The organism is Tepidamorphus gemmatus (genome assembly GCF_004346195.1).
Classification (GTDB): domain Bacteria; phylum Pseudomonadota; class Alphaproteobacteria; order Rhizobiales; family Tepidamorphaceae; genus Tepidamorphus; species Tepidamorphus gemmatus.
This window is the reverse complement of the sequence record NZ_SMAK01000002.1, coordinates 426,439-446,742: the sequence shown is the minus strand read 5'-3', so window position 1 is coordinate 446,742 and position 20,304 is coordinate 426,439. Positions and strand designations below refer to the sequence as shown.

Annotated in this window: 19 protein-coding genes; 16 read left to right on the top strand and 3 right to left on the bottom strand. The window is 66.9% G+C overall.

Annotated elements, in window-relative coordinates; genetic code table 11:
• Positions 1–68: 68 nt before the first annotated feature.
• The 3 genes from EDC22_RS05035 to EDC22_RS05030 all read left to right on the top strand — a co-directional run bounded on the left by EDC22_RS05035 (position 69) and on the right by EDC22_RS05030 (position 1,712).
• Positions 69–872, top strand: a complete 804-nt coding sequence (locus tag EDC22_RS05035) for a YdcF family protein (protein WP_132805511.1) — start codon at positions 69–71, stop codon at positions 870–872.
• A gap of 151 nt (positions 873–1,023) precedes the next feature.
• On the top strand, positions 1,024–1,149 hold the full coding sequence (locus tag EDC22_RS18195) for a hypothetical protein (RefSeq protein WP_281048271.1): 126 nt from the start codon (positions 1,024–1,026) through the stop codon (positions 1,147–1,149).
• A gap of 140 nt (positions 1,150–1,289) precedes the next feature.
• Positions 1,290–1,712, top strand: coding sequence for a rhodanese-like domain-containing protein (locus EDC22_RS05030; protein ID WP_132805510.1), 423 nt, complete (start codon positions 1,290–1,292; stop codon positions 1,710–1,712).
• 51 nt (positions 1,713–1,763) lie between these two features.
• On the opposite strand, the gene EDC22_RS05025 is transcribed toward EDC22_RS05030, so the two are convergent.
• On the bottom strand, positions 1,764–2,276 hold the full coding sequence (locus EDC22_RS05025; RefSeq protein WP_132805509.1) for a hypothetical protein: 513 nt from the start codon (positions 2,274–2,276) through the stop codon (positions 1,764–1,766).
• A 141-nt stretch (positions 2,277–2,417) separates the two neighbouring features.
• Between EDC22_RS05025 and EDC22_RS05020 the strand changes: the two genes are divergently transcribed.
• The 4 genes from EDC22_RS05020 to EDC22_RS05005 all read left to right on the top strand — a co-directional run bounded on the left by EDC22_RS05020 (position 2,418) and on the right by EDC22_RS05005 (position 9,195).
• Positions 2,418–4,025, top strand: a complete 1,608-nt coding sequence (locus EDC22_RS05020) for a carboxyl transferase domain-containing protein (protein ID WP_132805508.1) — start codon at positions 2,418–2,420, stop codon at positions 4,023–4,025.
• 439 nt (positions 4,026–4,464) lie between these two features.
• Positions 4,465–5,628, top strand: coding sequence for an alpha/beta fold hydrolase (locus EDC22_RS05015; RefSeq protein WP_165926799.1), 1,164 nt, complete (start codon positions 4,465–4,467; stop codon positions 5,626–5,628).
• A 95-nt stretch (positions 5,629–5,723) separates the two neighbouring features.
• The gene (locus EDC22_RS05010) at positions 5,724–7,106 is read left to right on the top strand and encodes an L-serine ammonia-lyase (RefSeq protein WP_132805506.1); all 1,383 of its coding nucleotides are present in this window, start codon (positions 5,724–5,726) and stop codon (positions 7,104–7,106) included.
• 124 nt (positions 7,107–7,230) lie between these two features.
• Entirely contained in the window at positions 7,231–9,195 is a 1,965-nt protein-coding gene (locus EDC22_RS05005; RefSeq protein WP_132805505.1) for an acetyl/propionyl/methylcrotonyl-CoA carboxylase subunit alpha, read from the top strand.
• Positions 9,196–9,281: 86 nt separating this feature from the next.
• On the opposite strand, the gene EDC22_RS05000 is transcribed toward EDC22_RS05005, so the two are convergent.
• Positions 9,282–11,000 (bottom strand): vWA domain-containing protein, encoded by a 1,719-nt coding sequence (locus EDC22_RS05000; RefSeq protein WP_207903692.1) that lies wholly within the window; start codon positions 10,998–11,000, stop codon positions 9,282–9,284.
• A gap of 241 nt (positions 11,001–11,241) precedes the next feature.
• Between EDC22_RS05000 and EDC22_RS04995 the strand changes: the two genes are divergently transcribed.
• The 6 genes from EDC22_RS04995 to EDC22_RS04970 all read left to right on the top strand — a co-directional run bounded on the left by EDC22_RS04995 (position 11,242) and on the right by EDC22_RS04970 (position 15,145).
• Entirely contained in the window at positions 11,242–11,820 is a 579-nt protein-coding gene (locus EDC22_RS04995) for a nitroreductase family protein (RefSeq protein WP_132805503.1), read from the top strand.
• A gap of 1 nt (position 11,821) precedes the next feature.
• Positions 11,822–12,541 carry an HAD family hydrolase gene (locus EDC22_RS04990; RefSeq protein ID WP_132805502.1) on the top strand — a complete coding sequence of 240 codons (720 nt, stop codon included), beginning with the start codon at positions 11,822–11,824 and terminating at the stop codon, positions 12,539–12,541.
• Positions 12,542–12,543: 2 nt separating this feature from the next.
• Complete coding sequence (locus EDC22_RS04985) at positions 12,544–13,152, top strand: flavin reductase family protein (protein WP_132805501.1); 609 nt, start codon at positions 12,544–12,546, stop codon at positions 13,150–13,152.
• A complete protein-coding gene (locus tag EDC22_RS04980; RefSeq protein ID WP_132805500.1) occupies positions 13,152–13,592 on the top strand; it encodes a DUF1489 family protein in 441 nt (146 codons plus the stop codon). The genes EDC22_RS04985 and EDC22_RS04980 overlap by 1 nt, the downstream gene beginning before the upstream one ends.
• 101 nt (positions 13,593–13,693) lie before the next feature.
• Positions 13,694–14,425, top strand: a complete 732-nt coding sequence (locus EDC22_RS04975) for a vWA domain-containing protein (protein ID WP_132805499.1) — start codon at positions 13,694–13,696, stop codon at positions 14,423–14,425.
• Between the two features lie 9 nt (positions 14,426–14,434).
• Positions 14,435–15,145 (top strand): DnaJ domain-containing protein, encoded by a 711-nt coding sequence (locus EDC22_RS04970; protein WP_132805498.1) that lies wholly within the window; start codon positions 14,435–14,437, stop codon positions 15,143–15,145.
• A 12-nt stretch (positions 15,146–15,157) separates the two neighbouring features.
• On the opposite strand, the gene EDC22_RS04965 is transcribed toward EDC22_RS04970, so the two are convergent.
• Complete coding sequence (locus EDC22_RS04965) at positions 15,158–16,546, bottom strand: D-alanyl-D-alanine carboxypeptidase (RefSeq protein ID WP_132805497.1); 1,389 nt, start codon at positions 16,544–16,546, stop codon at positions 15,158–15,160.
• Between the two features lie 392 nt (positions 16,547–16,938).
• Between EDC22_RS04965 and EDC22_RS04960 the strand changes: the two genes are divergently transcribed.
• The 3 genes from EDC22_RS04960 to clpA all read left to right on the top strand — a co-directional run bounded on the left by EDC22_RS04960 (position 16,939) and on the right by clpA (position 20,290).
• Complete coding sequence (locus tag EDC22_RS04960; RefSeq protein ID WP_132805496.1) at positions 16,939–17,271, top strand: phasin family protein; 333 nt, start codon at positions 16,939–16,941, stop codon at positions 17,269–17,271.
• Positions 17,272–17,548: 277 nt separating this feature from the next.
• Positions 17,549–17,875 (top strand): ATP-dependent Clp protease adapter ClpS, encoded by a 327-nt coding sequence (clpS, locus tag EDC22_RS04955; protein ID WP_132805495.1) that lies wholly within the window; start codon positions 17,549–17,551, stop codon positions 17,873–17,875.
• A gap of 9 nt (positions 17,876–17,884) precedes the next feature.
• The gene (gene clpA, locus EDC22_RS04950) at positions 17,885–20,290 is read left to right on the top strand and encodes an ATP-dependent Clp protease ATP-binding subunit ClpA (protein ID WP_132805494.1); all 2,406 of its coding nucleotides are present in this window, start codon (positions 17,885–17,887) and stop codon (positions 20,288–20,290) included.
• Positions 20,291–20,304 lie beyond the last annotated feature (14 nt).

The window sequence follows — 20,304 nt, the reverse complement described above, 5'->3', positions numbered from 1 at the left end:
CCTTGCCGGAAGGGTTGCGGCGTTCTCCGTCGCATGGTCGGGTGTGACGGTCGCGCGGAGGCCGTCGGATGTTCTTCTACCTGTCCAAGATCGCCTGGTTCCTGCTGCAGCCTTCGAACCTGCTGCTGACGATGGCGGCCGCGGGGGCACTTGCCCTGCTCGCCGGCCGCCTGCGGCGTCTGGGACGCTGGCTGCTCGGCCTCGGTCTGACGGGCCTCATCGTCTGTGCCTTCTCGCCGCTCGGCCAGTGGCTGATCCTGCCGCTCGAGGAACGGTTCCCCGCCTGGCAGGCCAACTCGATTCCGCCGGACGGGATCATCCTGCTGGGCGGATCGTTCGAGACCGTCACCAGCTCGGCCCGGGGCAGTGTCGCCCTGAACGAAACGGCGGAACGGGTTGTCGAGTTCGCCGCGCTGTCGCGCCGGTATCCACGGGCGCGGCTGGTGTTCACGGGCGGATCCGGACGCCTGCTGTTCGACGAGGGCACAGAAGCCGATCTGGCCGGCCGTCTTCTTGCCGGCCTCGGCGTCGATCCGGACCGGATCGAACTCGAGGGCCGCTCGCGCAACACCCACGAGAATGCGGTCTACACCCGTGAACTGGTTCAGCCCGGGGACGGCGAGACCTGGCTCCTGGTGACATCGGCCTGGCATATGCCGCGCGCCATCGGCAGCTTCCGAGCCGCAGGTTTTCCGGTTGAAGCCTACCCGGTCGATTTCCGCACCCGCGGCTGGCAGGACGTCTGGCGCCCGTTCGATTCCGCCTCCGAAGGATTGCGGCGCATCGATGTGGCCACGCGCGAATGGGTAGGGCTGGTCGCCTACTATCTCACCGGCAAGAGCTCGGAACCTCTGCCGGGCCCGGATCGTTGAGTGGCGGGCCCGGCTTTCGGTGTCATCCGTGCATGACCATATTGCGGTGCAGCAGGCCCTTGCAACAAATCCTAATAAATCGTAACCAGAGCGCCCGTCCGGAACCGCGAGCTGAGCGCGCAAGGGCCGGCGGAGCGCAAGAGGATCTTGAATGGAACGTGACGCAGGGCCGTCGTACCTTCGGGTGACGGCGTGGACGCTGGCGGTGCTCGTTGGCGTGATGCTGATTGCAGCGCTGTTCGGCGGCTTCGAGCCAAACGCCATAGCGGCGCGCTGACCCTTTCCCTGTCATCATGCAATTGACCGGCGCGGTCCGAAGGGGCCGCGCCGCTGACGTCTGCACCGACCGAATTCTCGCGCCGCCGCCGGCCTCCTATACTGGCCGGCAATGGCGCTGGGACGGAAGGGGAGGATCGGGTGCCGCAAACGATCACGACGGGGTTCCGGAAGCTCGTCGATGACGCGCTTGCCGAGATCGAGACAATCGACGTCGAGACGGCGATCGGGCTGCACGGCCGCGACGACGTGGTCTTCGTTGACCTTCGGGACATCCGCGAACTGGCGCGCACCGGCCGCATTCCCGGTGCGGTCCATGCGCCGCGCGGCATGCTCGAGTTCTGGATCGATCCCGACAGCCCGTACCACAAGCCGGTATTCGCCCGCGATGCCCGCTTCGTCTTCTTCTGCGCGGGCGGCTGGCGGTCGGCCCTGGCGGCCCAGACAGCCCAGCGGATGGGGATGCGGCCGGTTTGCCATATCGATGGTGGCTTCGGTGCCTGGGAGAAGGCGGGCGGCCCGATAGAGCGTCCCGAACCGGCGCCGGGCGAAGCTGCATCCTGATTGGCGGCCGTCGCAGTCCGGCGGGCGGTCGGGTCGCGCCCCTGGGTTCGATCAGCTCTTCTTCTCGGGCTTCTGCTTCTTCACCGGCTTGTCGCCGGCGCCGGCTGCATGCTTGACCGCCTTTTCCATGTCGGCTCTCACGCTGGTGCCGTCCGGACGCCTGATGTCGCTCAGCCGCAGCCCCTTGGGCGAATGGTTCAGAACCAGCGTGATGGTCCGCGCTTCGCCGTCGACCTCGAGCTCGACCTCGACCGTGGCCGTCTTGGCGTTATCGTCGGTGACGGTTGCGGTCAGGGTGTCGAGATCAGCCTCGTCGCCCTGGGTGAGGGGATCGTAGCCGATGCGCTCGTCCTCCTGAAGTCTTTCGTGCCGGGCCACAACCTTGGCAAACGGCCCGGACAGCCAGTCGCGACGCGTCTTGGCGTCAGCGGTGATGGCGTCCCAGCCGGCATCGTAGACCTGTTCGGCGAAGGTCGCCGGATCGTCCTCGGACACGGCCGGTGTGGCCATCGACAGGAACAAGGAGGCGGCGAGGCAGGCGGGCAGGAGCAGACGGCGGTCCATCTTGGTCGACCTCGACAGTGGAGCGAATGCGATACGGGTGCTCCCGGCTCGCGGCGGAATCATGGCGAACCTGTCGCGACCGGGCGGTGCGCTTGCCGGCATGGCGGGGTTCGTCTAACGCTTGGCGCGGGAGGGTCGCCGATGCCGCGTATCGAGACTGCCGTCAACATCGCATCGAACGATTTCCGGGCGAACGCCGCTGCGATGGCGGCGCTGGTGGAGGACCTCGCCGCGAAGCGGGCCGAGGCGGCCATGGGAGGTTCCGCCAGGGCGCGCGAGCGCCATGTCAGCCGGGGCAAGCTGCTGCCGCGCGACCGGGTGATGCGGCTGATCGACCCGGGGTCGCCGTTCCTCGAACTGTCGCCGCTGGCGGCCTACGGTCTCTATGAGGATGCGATCCACGCGGCGGGGTTGATCACCGGGATCGGCAGGGTCGAGGGCCGCGAATGTGTCATCGTCTGCAATGATGCCACCATCAAGGGCGGCACCTATTATCCGATGACGGTGAAGAAGCACCTGCGCGCGCAGGAGATTGCGCTGCAGAACCGGCTGCCGTGCATCTATCTCGTTGATTCCGGCGGGGCCAACCTGCCCAACCAGACCGACGTGTTCCCGGACCGCGAGCATTTCGGCCGGATCTTCTACAACCAGGCCAACATGTCCGCCGAGGGCATCCCGCAGATCGCCGTCGTGATGGGGTCCTGCACGGCGGGCGGTGCCTATGTGCCGGCCATGTCGGACGAGACGATCATCGTCCGCCGCCAGGGCACGATCTTCCTCGGCGGCCCGCCCCTGGTGAAGGCAGCGACGGGCGAGATGGTCACGGCCGAGGATCTGGGCGGCGCCGACGTTCATGCGCGCCGCTCGGGCGTGGCCGACCACTACGCGATCGACGACGACCACGCGCTGAGAATCGCCCGGCGGATCGTCGCGGGGCTCAATATCCGCAAATCGATCGATCTCGACCTCAGGTCCCCCGTCGAACCGTATTACGATCCGGCCGAACTCGATGGGATCGTGCCGCGCCACCTGTCGACCCAGTACGACATTCGCGAGGTGATCGCCCGGATCGTCGACGGTTCGGAGTTCGACGAGTTCAAGCGCCTTTATGGAACGACACTGGTGACCGGCTTTGCACGGCTGCATGGCATGCCGGTCGGCATCCTCGGCAACAACGGCATCCTGTTCTCGGAATCGGCGCTGAAGGGCGCGCACTTCATCGAACTGTGCTGCCAGCGGCGCATTCCGCTGCTGTTCCTGCAGAACATCACCGGGTTCATGGTCGGACGCGACTACGAGGCGGGTGGCATTGCCAAGGACGGGGCGAAGCTTGTCACCGCCGTCGCCTGCGCGAAGGTGCCGAAGATCACGGTGATCGTCGGCGGCTCATTCGGCGCCGGGAACTATGGCATGTGCGGGCGCGCCTATTCGCCCCGCTTCCTGTTCATGTGGCCGAATGCGCGCATTTCGGTGATGGGCGGCGAACAGGCGGCCAGTGTGCTCGCCACCGTGCGCCGCGACAACATCGAGGCCGATGGCGGAACCTGGAGCGCCGAGGAGGAGGAAGCGTTCAAGCAGCCGATCCGCGACCGCTACGAGGCCGAGGGACACCCCTATCACGCCACCGCGCGTCTGTGGGACGACGGCATCATCACCCCGCGCGAGACGCGGCGCGTACTGGCCCTCGCCTTCTCGGCGACGCTCAATGCGCCGGTGCCGGAGACGAAGTTCGGCGTGTTTCGGATGTAGCGGATCCGAAACACGAGTCCGTACCCGATGCGGGTTGTCGCGTGACCTCAGCGCCTTGCCCCTGCCGAAAGTGAGGCGCCGGACCGTCGGCGCGGTCGAATGACCAGCCAGCAGCCGATCGGACACTGGCAGCGCCTCCGCCGCGAGGAGCGGCGTACATCATGATCGGCCTGTGCATGGTCCTGCCGGCGGCGCTGGCCGCAGCCTTCATAGCCGTGCCGCTGCCGGCGGTCGCTGCAGCATCGGATGTGCCGATCGCGGCATATGCCCTGTCGTTCTCGGGCTCAGTCCGTTGCGTGTGGCACGAACGAATGCCATCCCGCCCCGTGATCGGTTAGTCTGCCCTGCGAAAAGACATGCCGCGGGGAGGCGTGCGATGCGAATGGGCCGTATGGCCGGTCCGCGGCACTCTGCCGTTGGACGGACGGGACGAACGGTAATGGTCGCTTCGGTCGTGGCGCTGACCTCCTGCGGGATCGAGCCGCCCGATCCCGGCGCGTTCTACGAGATCGCTGCCGACCGTATCTCCGGTCCTCCCGGCGAAATCCTTCGAGTGGCACCAATTTCAGGGTCGCCGGGCGGCAGCAGCGCCTATCGCGTCCTCTACCGGTCCACAGGTCTCGACAACCGACCGATCGCGGTCTCCGGGGTGGTGGTTGTGCCTTCCGGACCGGCGCCTACCGGGGGACGCCCGGTGATCGCCTGGGCGCATCCGACGACAGGTGTCGCGACGCGATGCGCCCCCTCGCTCCTGCCGCAGGTGTTCCAGCAGATCCAGGGGTTGGAGGCGATGCTTGAGCAGGGTTTCGTCGTGGCAGCGACCGACTATCCGGGACTCGGGACCTCGGGCGCCCATCCATATCTGGTCGGCATCAGCGAGGGCAGGGCGGTGCTCGATTCGGTGCGCGCGGCCAACCGTCTGACGCAGGCCGGGGCGTCCCGGCGGTTTGCCGTGTGGGGCCACTCGCAGGGCGGGCATGCGGCGCTGTTCAGCGGGCAGCTCGCGGCAGCCTACGCCCCGGAACTGACACTGGCCGGCGTCGCCGCGGCGGCACCGGCGACCGATCTCGGCCAGCTGCTCAAGGATGATCTGGCAAGCGCGGGCGGCAAGGTGCTCACCTCGTTCGCACTGTGGTCGTGGAACCGGGTCTACGGCGCCCCGCTTGGAACCGTCCTCGATCCGGGCGTCCGCCCCGTGGTCGACGGGATCGCCGCGGACTGCATCGAGAGCGATCTCGAGGATCTGGTTATCGTCGATCTCGAACAGATCCTGCAGAAGCGATTCCTTGTCGGCGACGTAACCCGCATCGAACCGTGGAAGAGGCTGCTCGCGGAGAACTCGCCAGGCAAGGCACCGGCCGGTGCGCCGGTATTCCTTGTGCAGGGCAGCGCCGACAAGGTGGTCCGACCGCAGGTCACCCAGCAGTTCGCGAACGAACTTTGCGCCCGTGGGACGCCTGTCGCCTTCGAATGGCTGAAGGGTACTGGTCACGATCCGGCCGGCAAGCTCGGCGCGCCGGCGGCGGTGGCCTGGATGGCGGACCGGCTCGCCGGAAAGCCGGTTCCCGACCAATGCCGCGCACTGCCGGCGATGCCGCGGTGAGCCCCTGCCGGTGACGCGGGCAAGGCAGGCAATGTCGCGCTGAGATGACGGCCAGGTCCGGCGCAGCCGTAGGCTGTGCGCGCAAGGAGACCGCGATGTTCCTGTCCGTGTTCGAGCTGTTCAAGATCGGCATCGGTCCGTCGAGTTCGCACACCGTCGGGCCGATGGTGGCGGCGGGTCTGTTCCTCGACATGCTACGGCGCGACCGGCCGCAGGGACTTGCGAGCCTGTCGGTATCCCTGCACGGATCGCTGGCGTTTACCGGCAAGGGCCATGCCACCGACCGGTCCATCGTGCTGGGGCTTGCCGGTGAACGTCCCGATGCGGTCGATCCCGATCGCGTCGCCGAGATCATCGCCACGGTCGCCGCCGCGGGCCGGATCGAGGCACCGGGTCTGCCGCCGCTGCGGTTCGATCCGGACCGGGATATCGTCTTCGACTATGGGCCGCCGCTGCCCGGCCATTCCAACGGGATGCGGCTGCGCGCGCTCGACAGCAACGGCAATGTTGTCGCGGAGGAGACGTATTTCTCGATCGGCGGGGGGTTCGTGAAGACCGCGGCCGAACTCGAGGAGAAGGAGCCATCGCCGGCCGCCGCGTCGACACCCGTGCCGTTTCCGTTTGCGACGGCCGCGGAGATGATGCGGATGGGCGAGGAGTCGGGCCTGTCCATCGCCGCGATGAAGCGGGCGAACGAGCTATGCCGGTGCAGCGACGCCGAACTCGATGCCGGCCTCGACCGAATCTGGGCGGCAATGGATGCGTGCATGCGGCGCGGCCTCGCGGCGTCCGGCGAGCTGCCGGGCGGCCTGAAGGTGCGCCGCCGCGCCGCCGCCATCCACGCGCAGCTTGCGCGCGAGGCGGGGCTCAACCGGCCGTTCGAGCACACGGTGATGGACTGGCTGTCGGTCTATGCGATGGCCGTCAACGAGGAGAATGCTGCGGGCGGAAGGGTGGTGACCGCGCCGACCAACGGGGCGGCCGGCGTGATCCCCGCGGTGATCCGCTACTATGTCGACCATTGCCCGGGTGCCGGCACCGAAGGGGTCCGCACATTCCTGCTGGCGGCTGCTGCGGTCGGCGGCATCATCAAGCACAATGCGTCGATTTCGGGAGCCGAAGTCGGTTGCCAGGGTGAGGTCGGCTCGGCATCGGCGATGGCGGCCGCCGGACTGGCCGCGGCGCTCGGCGGCAGCAATGCCCAGGTGGAGAATGCCGCCGAGATCGCACTGGAACATCACCTCGGCATGACCTGCGATCCGGTGGGCGGCCTGGTGCAGGTGCCCTGCATCGAGCGCAATGCGCTCGGGGCGGTGAAGGCCGTCACCGCCGCCTCGCTGGCGCTGCGCGGCGATGGCAGCCACTTCGTGCCGCTTGATACCTGCATCGAGACCATGCGTCAGACGGGTCTCGACATGAGCGAGAAATACAAGGAGACCAGCCAGGGCGGACTCGCGGTCAACGTCGTGGCATGTTGAGGCAGGCGTAAGGGGGGCGGCAAGGGCGACTGGCGACAGCGACCGGTCACCGCGGGGTTCGCCCCGTCGGTTTGCCGCGTGCCTGCCGATTGCCGACCACTCGCGCCGATGACATAACTTCGGCATGATCCGCACCCTGCTCATCGCCAATCGCGGCGAGATCGCCTGCCGCATCATCCGAACCGCCCGCCGTCTCGGCATCGAGACGGTCGCCGTCTACTCGGCAGCCGATGCGCGCGCTCTGCATGTCGAACTGGCCGACAGGGCCGTTGCGATCGGGCCCGCGCCGGCTTCCGACAGCTATCTTCGGGGCGAGGCGATCATCGCCGCTGCCCGCGACAGCGGTGCCGACGCCATCCATCCCGGTTACGGGTTCCTTTCGGAAAATGCCGCTTTCGCGGAAGCGTGTCTTGCGGCGGGTCTCGTCTTCGTCGGGCCGCCGGCCTCCGCGATCCGCGCCATGGGCCTCAAGGATGAGGCCAAGGCGCTGATGCAGAAGGCCAAGGTGCCCGTGGTTCCGGGCTTCCATGGCCATCGGCAGGAGCCGGACTTCTTGCGCGAGAAGGCCTACGAGATCGGCTATCCGGTGTTGATCAAGGCGGTCGCAGGTGGCGGCGGCAAGGGGATGCGACGTGTCGACCGGGCCTTGGATTTCGACGACGCGCTCGCCGGTGCTAAGCGCGAGGCGAAAGCCGCCTTCGGCGACGACCGCGTGCTGATCGAGAAGTACGTCACCAAGCCGCGTCATGTCGAGATCCAGATTTTCGGCGATTGCCACGGAAACGTCGTCCACCTGTACGAGCGCGACTGCTCGCTGCAGCGCCGCCATCAGAAGGTGATCGAGGAGGCACCGGCGCCAGGCATCACTGCCGGGCTGCGCGCCCGCATGGGCGAGGCCGCGGTGACCGCGGCGCTTGCCGTCGGCTACCAGGGGGCGGGAACCGTCGAGTTCATCGTCGACGGGTCGCGGCCGCTTGCCGACGACACGCCATTCTACTTCATGGAGATGAACACACGGCTGCAGGTCGAGCATCCGGTGACCGAGGAGATCACGGGACTCGATCTCGTCGAGTGGCAGATCCGAGTCGCGTCGGGCGAGCCGCTGCCGATGACGCAGCACGAGATCCCGCTCGACGGGCATGCCGTCGAGGCGCGGCTCTATGCCGAAGATCCGCAGCACGGTTTCCTGCCCTCGACCGGTACGTTGCATGCGCTCGAGCTTGCCGGCGGGGAGGGGGTGAGGATCGACACCGGCGTGCGCGAGGGGGACACCGTGACGCCGTTCTACGATCCGATGATCGCCAAGGTGATCGCGCATGGCGCAACCCGCGACGAGGCCCTTGATCGCCTGTCGGCTGCGCTCGCCGCCAGCATCGTGGCCGGGCCGAAGAGCAACATCGGCTTCCTGCGACGGCTCGCCGACGATCGCGATTTCCGCGCCGGTCGGTTCGATACGGGAATGATCGACCGCAAGCTCGACCAACTGATCGCCGCCGCGCCCGGCGCGCGTCAGGCTGCGATCGCGCTCGGGACGATCCGTCTCGTCGAGCGCGAGGTGGAGCGTATCGAGCGCGATCGACTGTTGCGCTCCGACGAGCGCTACAGTCCCTGGAGCGTCTGTGACGGCTTCCAGCTGGGCACCGTCAGGGCCGTCAGTACGCCCATCCTTGTGGACGGCGTGCCGGAAAGCGTCGATCTGGAATGGGCCGACGGCGAGCCCGCGGTCAGGATGACGGATCCGGCTCCGGACGGGGAATTCGAGGTCGATCTGGTCGATTTCGAGGATGGCGTCTGCGTGCTGGCCGACGGCATCCAGACGACGGTCTGCTTCCGCGATCCGTTCGCGCTCGATCTGGATACGGGCGATGGCGACGCGGTTATCCGCGCGCCGATGCACGGCAAGGTGATCTCCGTGCATGTCGCTGCCGGCGACAGGGTCGAGAAGGGGGCCAAGCTTGCGGTCATCGAGGCGATGAAGATGGAGCACACGCTTGTCGCCGGACGGGACGGCACGGTGACCGAGGTGAGTACGGCGGCCGGTGAACAGGTCGGCGAAGGCCAGAAGCTGATTACAATCCACGCCGATTGATGTTTCCGGAGCCGTTTCGGCCCCGACCAATCACAGCCATGCCGCAGCAGAGCCGGCATGGCAGCAGAGCCGGCATGGCCGCAGCTCTATCGGGCGACGATCTCGACCTCGCGATCCCGCCCGGGTTCGACGCTGAAGTCCTGGGAGTAGAGCCGACCCTCGTGCCGGGCGACGACTGAATACTCCCCGCTTGCCAGCACATGGCTCGGGAACGCGCCGAAGCTTTCCTTCACGACGTCGCCGCCAGGCGACAGGATGCTCCACGCGGTGTTCGCCAGCGCCTCGCCACCCGCCTCGTTGACCAGCTTGAACGTGACCTCGGCAGCCTGATGACGGATCGTCGCATCGGTCAGCTGCCCGGGCTGGACGCGCAGATCGGTGCGCATCACGGAATTGGCGTCGCCATAGCGGCTGACGACATGGTAGGTGCCGGCGTTCAGGCGGATGATCTTGCCCGGCGTGGCCTGTTCGACCAGCAGCTTGCGCTGGCCATATTCGTCCTGCTCGGAGGAATAGACCGACAGCATCAGGTTGCGGTCCGGCAGCGGTTCGTCAAGGGCGCCTACGGCGTGCAGCCGCAGCCCGCCGGCATTGAGGTCGATCTGTTCGTCGGCCGGCCCGTCCCGCATCGAGATTCGCCGCGCCGTGTTGGCGAGTCCGTACGCGACGTGGACGATATAGTCGTCGGCGGGCAGCACGAAGCTCGGCGTCGGAGCCTCGCTTTCCTCGAGAAGCTCGAACGTGCCGTCGTGGCCCGGCTGCGCCTTGAAGATCCGCCAGATCACACCGCTGCCGATCATCTCGCCGCCTTCGACGAGGCGCGCGGCAAGCTGCAGCCGATGGTCCGGGCGAGGCGCATCCGGGTCGACCGCAGCGCCCGGGTCAACGTTGAGGCCGCGCAGGAGGTCGAGCGGCTGCCCGGCCCGGATCGTCCCGGGGTCGTTCTCGGCCGGATCGGGCAGTATCGGCCGTTCGCGCGGCATGGGGACTTCTGCCTGGGCGAGGACCAGCGGGCCGCCCGTGCCCGCGCCGTCTTCGACCGAACCGGTGAACAGCGCCGGGTGGTCTTCCGCCTCGGGCTCGGCCGCGAGCTCAGCCACGTCGGGCGCCGGCAGCGGCGGAGCCGGCCTGCCGTCGTGGGCGGCCGCAGCGATCTCGGCGGCGGCGAAGGCTGCACGGAACTCCTCCAGCGTGGTGGCCAAGGTGAAGCTTCCGCCCGTCGCCTCGGCAATCGGCGCGAGGGCCTTGAGGCCGTCGGGCCGTATCGCCTCGAAGGCGATGACGTGAATGATCGCTGCATGTTCGGCGGCGAGCCTGCGGGCAGCCGCCACCGGATCGCCGCCGCAATTATCGGTGCCGTCGGCGATCAGCAGGATCGACAACGGCTCGCCCGTCGGCGCAACGGAGGCGGCCGTTTCGAGTGCCGAAGCGACGGGCGAGGCTCCCTTGGGGCGGATCGCCCGCACCGCCGCGATTGCCGCTTCGGCCGCGATGCCTTTAGGCGGTGCCACCACCGCAACGTCCGAGCAGGCATTCTGGCGCATGGCGCCATAGGCGACGACGCCGACCGACAGGCCGCGGTTCTGCGTCGACAGTGCGCGATCGATGGCATCCTGAACGGCGACGATCTTGTTCACGCCGTCGATCTCGGCCCACATGCTGTTCGAACCGTCGACGACGACCATCAGCGAACCGGCAGAGGCCGAGTCGATTGGGCCAAGACAGCCGGCAAGCGCGACGGCGATCCACGCCCGCCGGGCGGCGGTGCGGACCATGCGCCAGTCTGGCATCCTGATGAACTGCATCGGTGACGTTTCGCCCTGAGCCGGAAATCTTACGCGATTCGACGCTGTGAACGACCGTCCGCGGCAGGAACCGCGACTCAATACGCCGGTCGAATGTGGCGCGGCTTGGGCAGCTGCACGCGGATGCCACGCGAGGGCTGGAACACGAGGGCTGGACAATTGCCGGCAGCGCGCTTTCTCTTCTGTCGCAGCATCCTGTCTGCGTCCCTCGACAGCCGGAACCCTTGCAGAAGTCCAGACCGTGACGAACAGCAGCGACCTCATCCAATACCTTTCCACGCGCCGATCGATCCCGGCCGCCCGCCTGGTGGCCCCGGCGCCCGACGACGCCGGTCTGCAGTCAATGCTGCGCATCGCTGCACGGGTGCCCGACCACGGCAAGCTCGTGCCGTGGCGCTTCATCATCATCGGCGGCCCGGAGCGAGCCGTCTTCACCGAACGGTTGATGGAAATCTGGCGGTCACGCAACGAGGCGGCCTCCGAGCAGATGGCAGAGGTCGAACGCAGCAAGCGCGACGGGGCGCCACTGGTCGTCGCCGTGGTGTCGCGCGCCGCGGAGCATCCGAAGATCCCTGTCTGGGAGCAGCAGCTTTCCGCGGGTGCCGTATGCCTCAACCTCCTGCACGCCGCCCATGCGGCGGGATACGCGGCGCAATGGCTGACCGGCTGGCCGGCCTACGACGCGGAGGTCGCGCGGCTGCTCGGCCTGAAGGAGGGCGAGCGGATTGCCGGCTTCATCCATATCGGCACGCCGGCAGAAGCGCCGGTGGAGCGCGATCGGCCGGATCTCGACTCGATCGTCGTGCGATGGGTCGGCTGACATGACGCCACGGGGCGTCCTCATCGACAAGGATGGCACGCTGATCGACTGCGATGCCACCTGGGGGCCGGTCATCCTCCACCTGGCGGAGGAGCTCGGTGGCGCGGAACGGGCCGAGGCGATGGCAGAGGCTGCCGGTCTTGATACAGCGACCGGGCGACTGCGAGCCGGATCGGTCTTCGCTGCCGGGTCGACGCGCGACCTGGTCGCGCTGTGGTGGCCCGACGTCGATGCAGCGCGTGGTCTCGAACTGGCGCGTCATATCGACACGACCTGCGCGCGGATGGGGCCCATCACCTCGGCGCCGCTGTTTGCCCTCGAGCCGTTCTTCAGGGAGCTGGAGCGGCGCGGGCTGGCCTACGGCATCGCCACCAACGACTCGTTGGTGTCGGTGCGCGCGTTTCTCGAAACGAAGGGTCTGGCACCGCTTGTGCCCCACGTGTTCGGCTACGATTCCGTCGCCAGACCGAAGCCGGGGCCGGACATGGTGCACGCCTTCTGCGACGCAGCACGGCTGACACCGGACTGTGTCGCCGTCGTTGGGGACAATGTCCACGATCTGGAGATGGCGCGTGCCGCCGGGGCGGGCTGGGCGATCGCGGTGCTCAGCGGAAACGGTGGCCTCGCCGATCTCGAACCCCTCGCGGATGTGGTGCTGGCCAGTATCGAGGCGCTGCCGGATTGGATCGATGCCGGTTGTCCGGCCGGGGTGTGGGGGTGAACATGTTCTACGATGCCGTTGAGAACCGCCACGGGCTGAAGCACGATCCGTTCAAGGCTCTTGTCGTGCCGCGGCCGATCGGCTGGATATCAACGCTCGACCGGGACGGGCGGGTCAATCTGGCCCCCTACAGCTTCTTCAACGCCTTCGCGACCAATCCGCACATCGTCGCCTTCGGCTCGACCGGCTGGAAGCACAGCGCGACGAATGCCGATGAAGGCGGGGAATTCGTCTGCAATCTCGCAACTTGGGAGCTGCGGGCGCAGGTGAACCAGTCCTCGGCGCCCTATCCGGCCGGCGTCGATGAACTGGCCACGGCCGGGCTGACGGCGGTGCCGTCGCGCATCGTCAAGCCGCCCCGCGTCGCTGAATCGCCGGTCGCACTGGAATGCAGACACCTGCAGACGATACCATTGATCGGACTCGACGGGGCCGACACCGACCAGTGGCTGGTGCTGGGACAGGTGGTCGGCATCCATATCGACGAGAGGCTCATCGTCGACGGCATGGTCGACATCAGCCGCGCCCGGCCCATCGCCCGGCTCGGCTACATGGACTATTCCGTGGTCGACGACGTGTTCCAGATGCGGCGCCCGACGCTCGAGACGTGATGACTGTCCACCTCGTCAAGCTCTGTGTCGGTGCGAGCTCGATCGCCGATCTCGAGGACTGGATCGCCGAGCGGCAGGCGGAGCGGGCGCGGCTCGGCCTGCCCGCCGAGCAGGTTCACACGACCCGGATGAGCCCCAGGCGGCGCGATTCGCTGCTGGCCGGCGGCTCGCTCTACTGGGTGATCCGCGGGCTCATTCAATGCCGCCAGCGGCTCAAGGACATTCGCAGTGTGGTCGGCGACGACGGAATCGAACGCTGCGCCCTGGTGCTCGAACCGCGGGTCGTGCCGGTCGTGCCGCGCCCGCGGGCTCCGTTCCAGGGCTGGCGCTATCTGGCGGCCTCGGAGGCGCCGGCCGACCTAGATGCGGACGCGTCAGCTGACGCGGCGGACATGCCGGACGACATGCGCCGCGAACTGGCAGCGCTCGGATTGCTCTAGCGACCACGGGTCGCGCCATTGCGAAACCGCCCGACAACGCCAAATCTAGACAAGACAATCCGGGGACCCGAGCACGATCCGGAATCGAGGCACCGAGGACAGTGGCCGAGGACAGGAAAACACCCGTTTCGCGACCGGTCGCTCCCGCGCCGGAGCAGGTCAGCTCGGACTCCGAGATCGATACCTTCCTGCGCGAGGCGCGGACCCTGGCCGGCAACCGGCCGGCGGGTGCGCGCGGGCGTCTGATCTTCGCGCTGGACGCGACCATGAGCCGCCAGCCGACCTGGGATACCGCCTGTCAGCTGCAAGCCGAGATGTTCCGGGAAACTGCGGCCATCGGCGGACTGGATGTCCAGCTCGTCTATTTCCGGGGTTTCGGCGAGTGCCGGGCCAGCCGATGGGTCGCCGATCCGGCGAGCCTTGCCGGGCTGATGGCACGGATCGACTGCCGGGGCGGCCATACTCAGATCCGCAAGGTATTGCGCCACACGCGCGACGAGACACGCCGGAAGCCCGTACAGGCGCTCGTCTATATCGGCGACTGCATGGAAGAATCGATCGACGAGCTGTGCCAGCTTGCCGGCGAGATCGCGCTGTCGGGAACGCGCGCGTTCATGTTCCATGAAGGTCGCGATGCCGTTGCCGAGCGGGCCTTCCGTGAGATCGCGCGGCTGACCGGCGGGGCCTACTGCCGGTTCGACATGGGGTCGGCCCGGCAGCTGCGCGAACTGCTTGCCGCCGTTGCCGTGTTTGCCGCCGGGGGGCGCAAGGCCCTTGCGGAGTACGGGCGCAGGGGCGGGCAGGCGCGTCTCCTGCTCCAGCAGCTCAACTGAGAGTCGCGGATGGGCGCCGTCATTCTCGGGGTGATCGGCCTCCTCATCGTCATCCTGCTGGTTCGCGGCTTCGTCTCGGCCAATCCGGCACGGCTGGCCCGCGGGATCAGGATGGCTGGAGGCATTGTGGCGCTTGCCGGAGCGCTGGTGCTCGCGTTTCTCGGCCGATGGGCTCTCGCGCTGCCGCTGGCCGCGCTCGGGCTGTCATTGTTGGGCATGGGGCGCGGCATGATGGGAAGCTACGGCGGGCACGCGGACCCCTCGCCGGGCCAGACCTCGAAGGTGCGCTCGCCCTGGCTGGAGATGACGCTCGATCACGACTCCGGCGAACTGGATGGGACGGTGCTGCGCGGTCTGCACGCCGGATGCAGCCTATCTTCGCTCGATGAGCAGGCGCTGCTCGATCTTCTCGCAGAGCTCGACGACGACCGCAGTCGACAGCTACTCGAGGTGTATCTCGACCGCAGGGCGCCCGGCTGGCGTGAAGACGGTGAGCCGGATGCGGGCGCGGGGCAGGGCGGCCCGGTCCGCGACGACGGGCCAATGACGGCGGAGCAGGCCTATCAGATACTGGGCGTGCCGCCGGGCGCCGAGGAGGCCGTGATCCGGCGTGCGCACCGCGAACTGATGCTCAAGCTGCATCCCGATCGTGGGGGATCTACGTACCTTGCCGCCAAGATCAACGAAGCCAAGGAATTTCTGCTTCGCAAACATCGCTAGGCGGCCTCCCGCTCAGTTCTGGGCCGGAAAGCAGCCGAACGAGTTGCGCTTCAGCTCCGCGCAGGCTCCCTCGGCCTCGGGCTTGTCGAAGCCGGCAAAGCGCGCCCGCCACAACGTCGTTCCATTCTTCTCGGTCGTCTCGGTGAAGGCGGTGGCTGCGCCGAGCCTGTCGGGAAGGGCGGCCTGAGCGCGCTGCAGCGCCTCGCGGGCAAGGGCCTCGCTGTTGAAGGCGCCGACCTGGATCACCCAGTCGCCCGGGCGTACGACCGGAGGTTCTGAGTCCGTGGATCCGGTCTCATAGGGGGGTGGCGGCGCCGCCGTCGCCGAGGCAGCGAGCGTATCGAGCGACTTCGACGATGCAGTAGCCCCGGCAGTGACCAGCGTGCCGGGCACGGTGGTCGAGGGAACCAGCATCCGGGGGACGGGCAGGCTGGCGGTGCCGACCGGCAGCGACGCAAGCTCGGGCCGCGGCGTCGGCAGCGGCGCTGCGGCAAGCGCCGCCGGGGCCGATGCCGTCGCGACCGGCGGGGGCGGGACCGATGCGATCAGTGCGCCACCGCGTGAAGCCGACTTGATGTAGGTTTCGAGCAGTTCGCGCATATGCGCGTCGCGTGAGGCGCCGGTGCGTCCACCCATCACCACGGCGACGATATGGCGGCCGTCGCGCCGCATCGAGGACACGAGATTGAACCCGGAGGCGCGGATGTATCCGGTCTTCAGGCCGTCGACTCCGGCAACGGTGCCGAGCAGCTTGTTGTGGTTGCCGAAAGTGGTGCCTTTCCAGGTCGCGGAGCGAGTCTGGAAATAGCCGTAGTACTGTGGAAACCTCCGCATGATCTGGATGGCCAGGGTCGCCATGTCGCGGGCGGTCGTGCGCTGCGCGTCGTTGGGCAGGCCGTGCGGATTGGCGAAGGTCGTGCTGTTCATGCCGATCGCGCGGGCCGTGCGGGTCATCCGGGCAGCGAAGGCCGGGACACTGCCCGACACGTTCTCGGCCACCACGACCGCAACGTCGTTGGCGGACTTGGTGACGAGGAAGCGGATCGCCTGATCGACAGTGATCGTCTCGCCGGCCTTGATACCGATCTTCGAGGGTGCCTGATTGGCGGCATTCTGCGATGCGGTGAGACGCGAGTCGGGCCGCAGCCGGCCGGCCTGCAGTTCCTCGAACAGGATGTACAGGGTCATCACCTTGGTCAGCGACGCCGGATACCGGGCCGCATCGGCATTGCGGGCGAACAGCACCTTGCCGTTCAGCGCGTCTATGACGAAGGCCGCGTACCGTTCATTCGCATCGGCCGCTGGCGCGAGCGTGGCCAGGATCGCGATCCAGATTGCCAGAAAGCCCGCAGCGCGACGCAGCTGCGCAGTCCATCCAGCTTGCCGGAGAACGCCGATCATTGATCGATCTCCAATCCCATCACACTGTCGCGCACGCTGCGGAGCATGCCGCAGACAGGGAACGGACCCTGCCGGCCGACTGCCGCAATGGGTAGAGGTTGATCCCCCGTCTCTCCAGCGAACGCGAACGCCTCATGTCTTTCGCGGCAATGACAGCATCTTCAGGGCAGCGCCCCGATCGTCATCATCGCGCATCGGATTTGAGGGAAATTAGTCGATCGGGGTTAGGAAACCGTAAAGCCTGACGGGCGGGTCCCGCCGAGCAACTTGCCATTGTGCACTGCAAAAACTCCTTGACACTTTTGCTGCATTGCACATATATGGTCCATACGATGCAGCGAGGCGCCGGGAGCTCGCGCTCGAACCCATCCGAACCTAAAGGAGCGCCACCAATGATCAACGGATTCGAGGATTTCCAGAAGATCGGCAAGGACAACATGGATCAGGCGATGAAGAGCTTCGGCTCCTTCAGCAAGGGCATGCAGTCGCTCGCCGTCGAGATCGCCGACTATTCGAAGAAGTCGTTCGAAGACGGCGCCGCAGCCTTCGAAAAGCTCATGGCTGCCAAGTCGCTGGACAAGGCGATGGAGATCCAGAGCGACTACATCAAATCGGCCTATGAGGGCTTCATCGCCCAGGCGACCAAGGTCGGCGAGTTGTATGTCGACCTTGCCAGGGACGCCTACAAGCCGTTCGAGGGCATGATCGCGAAGGCCGGCAAGTAGGTCCGCCGCGTCGCTGTCCTCCCCGCCTATCCGCTCTTCCATCGCGGCCCGGCACTGCCGGGCCGTTTTTGTGTCGCGGCGTTCTGGAAACGGCGAAAGCGGAGACCTAAGTTATCGTCACTCTGGAAAGCAGCCGAAACGGCTCCTAATATGAGATTCGTCGGGCCGGACGCCCGACTGCGGCGAAATCAGCAACGGATGGGGTCGAGGGCCGGAGGTCGCTGGGTCTATGAACGGGCCGCTTGTCTCGGTGGGATCATTGCCGGCAGTCACCCGGATGGCTCGCCGGCAGGGCGAGGGCGACAATGGCGTTGGCACGGGCATCGTAACCAAGACGCGCCCGAAGACGAAGCGCCCGAACCTGTACCGGGTTCTTCTGCTCAACGACGACTACACCCCGATGGAGTTCGTGGTGCATGTCCTCGAGCGCTTCTTCAACAAGGGCCGGGACGAGGCGACCCGCATCATGCTGCACGTCCACCAGAATGGAGTCGGAGAGTGCGGCATCTACACCTACGAGGTGGCCGAGACGAAAGTCACCCAGGTGATGGACTTCGCGCGCAAGCACCAGCATCCTTTGCAGTGCGTCATGGAGAAGAAGTAGGACCCGCCTGTGCCGTCGTTCTCGAGAAGCCTTGAGCAGGCCCTGCACCGGGCCCTTGCCGCCGCAAATGAGCGTCACCACGAATATGCGACGCTCGAGCATCTGCTGCTCGCGCTGGTCGACGACCAGGACGCAGCGGCGGTCATGCGCGCCTGCAACGTCGATCTGGAGGTCCTGCGCAAGAACCTCGTCGACTACATCGACAACGAGCTGGACAATCTGATCAGCGATACCGGCGAGGACTCCAAGCCCACCGCGGGCTTCCAGCGGGTCATCCAGCGCGCCGTGATCCACGTCCAGTCCTCGGGCCGCGAGGAGGTGACGGGCGCCAACGTACTCGTCGCGATCTTCGCGGAACGCGAGAGCCACGCGGCATATTTCCTGCAGGAGCAGGACATGACGCGCTATGACGCCGTGAACTACATCAGCCACGGCATCGCCAAGCGCCCGGGCTATTCGGAGACACGTACGGTGCGCGGGTCGGAGGAAGAGGCGGCCGAGAGCGAAGACGGCGAGAAGAAGAAGTCGGACGCGCTCGAGGCATACTGCATAAACTTGAACCGGAAGGCCCAGGAAGGCCGCATCGATCCGCTGATCGGTCGCGACGCCGAGCTGCAGCGCACCATCCAGGTGCTGTGCCGGCGTCAGAAGAACAACCCGCTGTTCGTCGGCGATCCTGGTGTGGGCAAGACTGCCATCGCCGAGGGGCTGGCCCGCAAGATCGTTCATGGCGAGGTACCCGACGTTCTCAAGAAGGCGACGATCTTCCAGCTCGACATGGGAACGCTTCTCGCCGGTACGCGCTATCGCGGCGATTTCGAGGAGCGGCTCAAGGCGGTGGTGAAGGAGATCGAGAAGTATCCCGGCGCCATCATGTTCATCGACGAGATCCATACCGTCATCGGCGCGGGGGCAACCTCGGGCGGTGCGATGGATGCCTCGAATCTGCTCAAGCCGGCGCTGCAAAGCGGGCAGCTGCGCTGCATCGGCTCTACGACGTACAAGGAATATCGGCAGCACTTCGAGAAGGACCGCGCGCTGGTGCGCCGCTTCCAGAAGATCGACGTTGCCGAGCCGAGCGTTCCCGATGCGATCAAGATCCTTCAGGGTCTGAAGCCCTATTTCGAGGATTTCCATGGTGTGAAATACACCAACGAGGCGATCAGGTCGGCCGTCGAGCTGTCGTCGCGCTACATCCACGACCGCAAGCTGCCGGACAAGGCGATCGACGTGATCGACGAGTCGGGCGCTTCGCAGATGCTGCTGCCGGCCTCGAGGCGGCGCCGGGTGATCGGCGTAAAGGAGGTCGAGGCGACCGTCGCGACCATGGCCCGGATTCCGCCGAAGACGGTCTCCAAGGCCGACTCCGAGGTTCTGCAGCACATCGACGAGAACCTGAAGCGTGTCGTCTTCGGACAGGATCGGGCCATCGAGGCGCTGGGCGCCTCGATCAAGCTCGCCCGCGCAGGTCTGCGAGATCCCGAGAAGCCGATCGGCTGCTACCTGTTCTCCGGCCCGACCGGCGTCGGCAAGACCGAAGTCGCCAAGCAGCTCGCCCGGCTGCTCGGTGTCGAGCTGCTGCGCTTCGACATGTCGGAATACATGGAGCGCCACACGGTTTCGCGACTGATCGGTGCCCCGCCCGGCTATGTCGGCTTCGACCAGGGCGGTCTGCTCACCGACGGCGTGGACCAGCATCCGCATTGCGTCCTGCTGCTCGACGAGATCGAGAAGGCGCATCCGGACCTGTTCAACATCCTCCTGCAGGTCATGGACCATGGCAAGCTGACCGACCACAACGGCAAGCAGGTCGATTTCCGAAACGTCATCCTGATCATGACCACGAATGCCGGCGCCGCCGATCTCGCCAAGCCGCCGATCGGCTTCGGCCGGATGAAGCGGGAGGGCGACGACGAGGAAGCGATCAACCGGATGTTCGCGCCGGAGTTCCGCAATCGTCTCGACGCGGTGATCGCCTTCGACAACCTGCCTCCCGAGGTCGTGGCGATGGTTGTCGAGAAGTTCGTGCTGCAGCTCGAAGCGCAGCTCGCCGATCGCGGCGTGACGATCGAACTGACCGACGCGGCGAACAAGTGGATCGCCGAGCGCGGCTACGACGTTCAGATGGGGGCCCGTCCGCTTGCCCGCGTCATCCAGGAGCATATCAAGAAGCCGCTGGCCGACGAGGTACTGTTCGGCAGACTGAAGAACGGTGGCAACGTCAAGGTGCTTGTCGAGACGCCGCCGGACGGTCCATCCCGTCTCGCCTTCGAGTATGTCGAGGCTGCGCCCAAGGCGCCGCCAGCCAGGCAGAGCCGGAAGACGCCCAAGCCGAAGAAGTCCGGTCCCAAGGGCGGCAAGGGTTCGCGCAGCGGCGGACCGGTGGTGCCGAAGATTCCCTTGCCCAGCCACTGAGTTTCGGGCGGGGC

Excerpts from the sequence above, each read along its gene's own strand:
- EDC22_RS05015 (WP_165926799.1), top strand. The coding sequence starts at position 4,465 with ATGGTCGCTTCGGTCGTGGCGCTGACCTCCTGCGGGATCGAGCCGCCC.
- EDC22_RS04960 (WP_132805496.1), top strand. The coding sequence starts at position 16,939 with ATGATCAACGGATTCGAGGATTTCCAGAAGATCGGCAAGGACAACATG.
- EDC22_RS04980 (WP_132805500.1), top strand. The coding sequence starts at position 13,152 with ATGACTGTCCACCTCGTCAAGCTCTGTGTCGGTGCGAGCTCGATCGCC.
- EDC22_RS04970 (WP_132805498.1), top strand. The coding sequence starts at position 14,435 with ATGGGCGCCGTCATTCTCGGGGTGATCGGCCTCCTCATCGTCATCCTG.
- EDC22_RS05005 (WP_132805505.1), top strand. The coding sequence starts at position 7,231 with ATGATCCGCACCCTGCTCATCGCCAATCGCGGCGAGATCGCCTGCCGC.
- EDC22_RS04990 (WP_132805502.1), top strand. The coding sequence starts at position 11,822 with ATGACGCCACGGGGCGTCCTCATCGACAAGGATGGCACGCTGATCGAC.
- EDC22_RS04965 (WP_132805497.1), bottom strand. The coding sequence starts at position 16,546 with ATGATCGGCGTTCTCCGGCAAGCTGGATGGACTGCGCAGCTGCGTCGC.
- EDC22_RS18195 (WP_281048271.1), top strand. The coding sequence starts at position 1,024 with ATGGAACGTGACGCAGGGCCGTCGTACCTTCGGGTGACGGCGTGGACG.
- EDC22_RS05000 (WP_207903692.1), bottom strand. The coding sequence starts at position 11,000 with ATGCAGTTCATCAGGATGCCAGACTGGCGCATGGTCCGCACCGCCGCC.
- EDC22_RS05010 (WP_132805506.1), top strand. The coding sequence starts at position 5,724 with ATGTTCCTGTCCGTGTTCGAGCTGTTCAAGATCGGCATCGGTCCGTCG.
- EDC22_RS04985 (WP_132805501.1), top strand. The coding sequence starts at position 12,544 with ATGTTCTACGATGCCGTTGAGAACCGCCACGGGCTGAAGCACGATCCG.
- EDC22_RS05020 (WP_132805508.1), top strand. The coding sequence starts at position 2,418 with ATGCCGCGTATCGAGACTGCCGTCAACATCGCATCGAACGATTTCCGG.
- EDC22_RS05025 (WP_132805509.1), bottom strand. The coding sequence starts at position 2,276 with ATGGACCGCCGTCTGCTCCTGCCCGCCTGCCTCGCCGCCTCCTTGTTC.
- clpS (WP_132805495.1), top strand. The coding sequence starts at position 17,549 with ATGGCTCGCCGGCAGGGCGAGGGCGACAATGGCGTTGGCACGGGCATC.
- EDC22_RS05035 (WP_132805511.1), top strand. The coding sequence starts at position 69 with ATGTTCTTCTACCTGTCCAAGATCGCCTGGTTCCTGCTGCAGCCTTCG.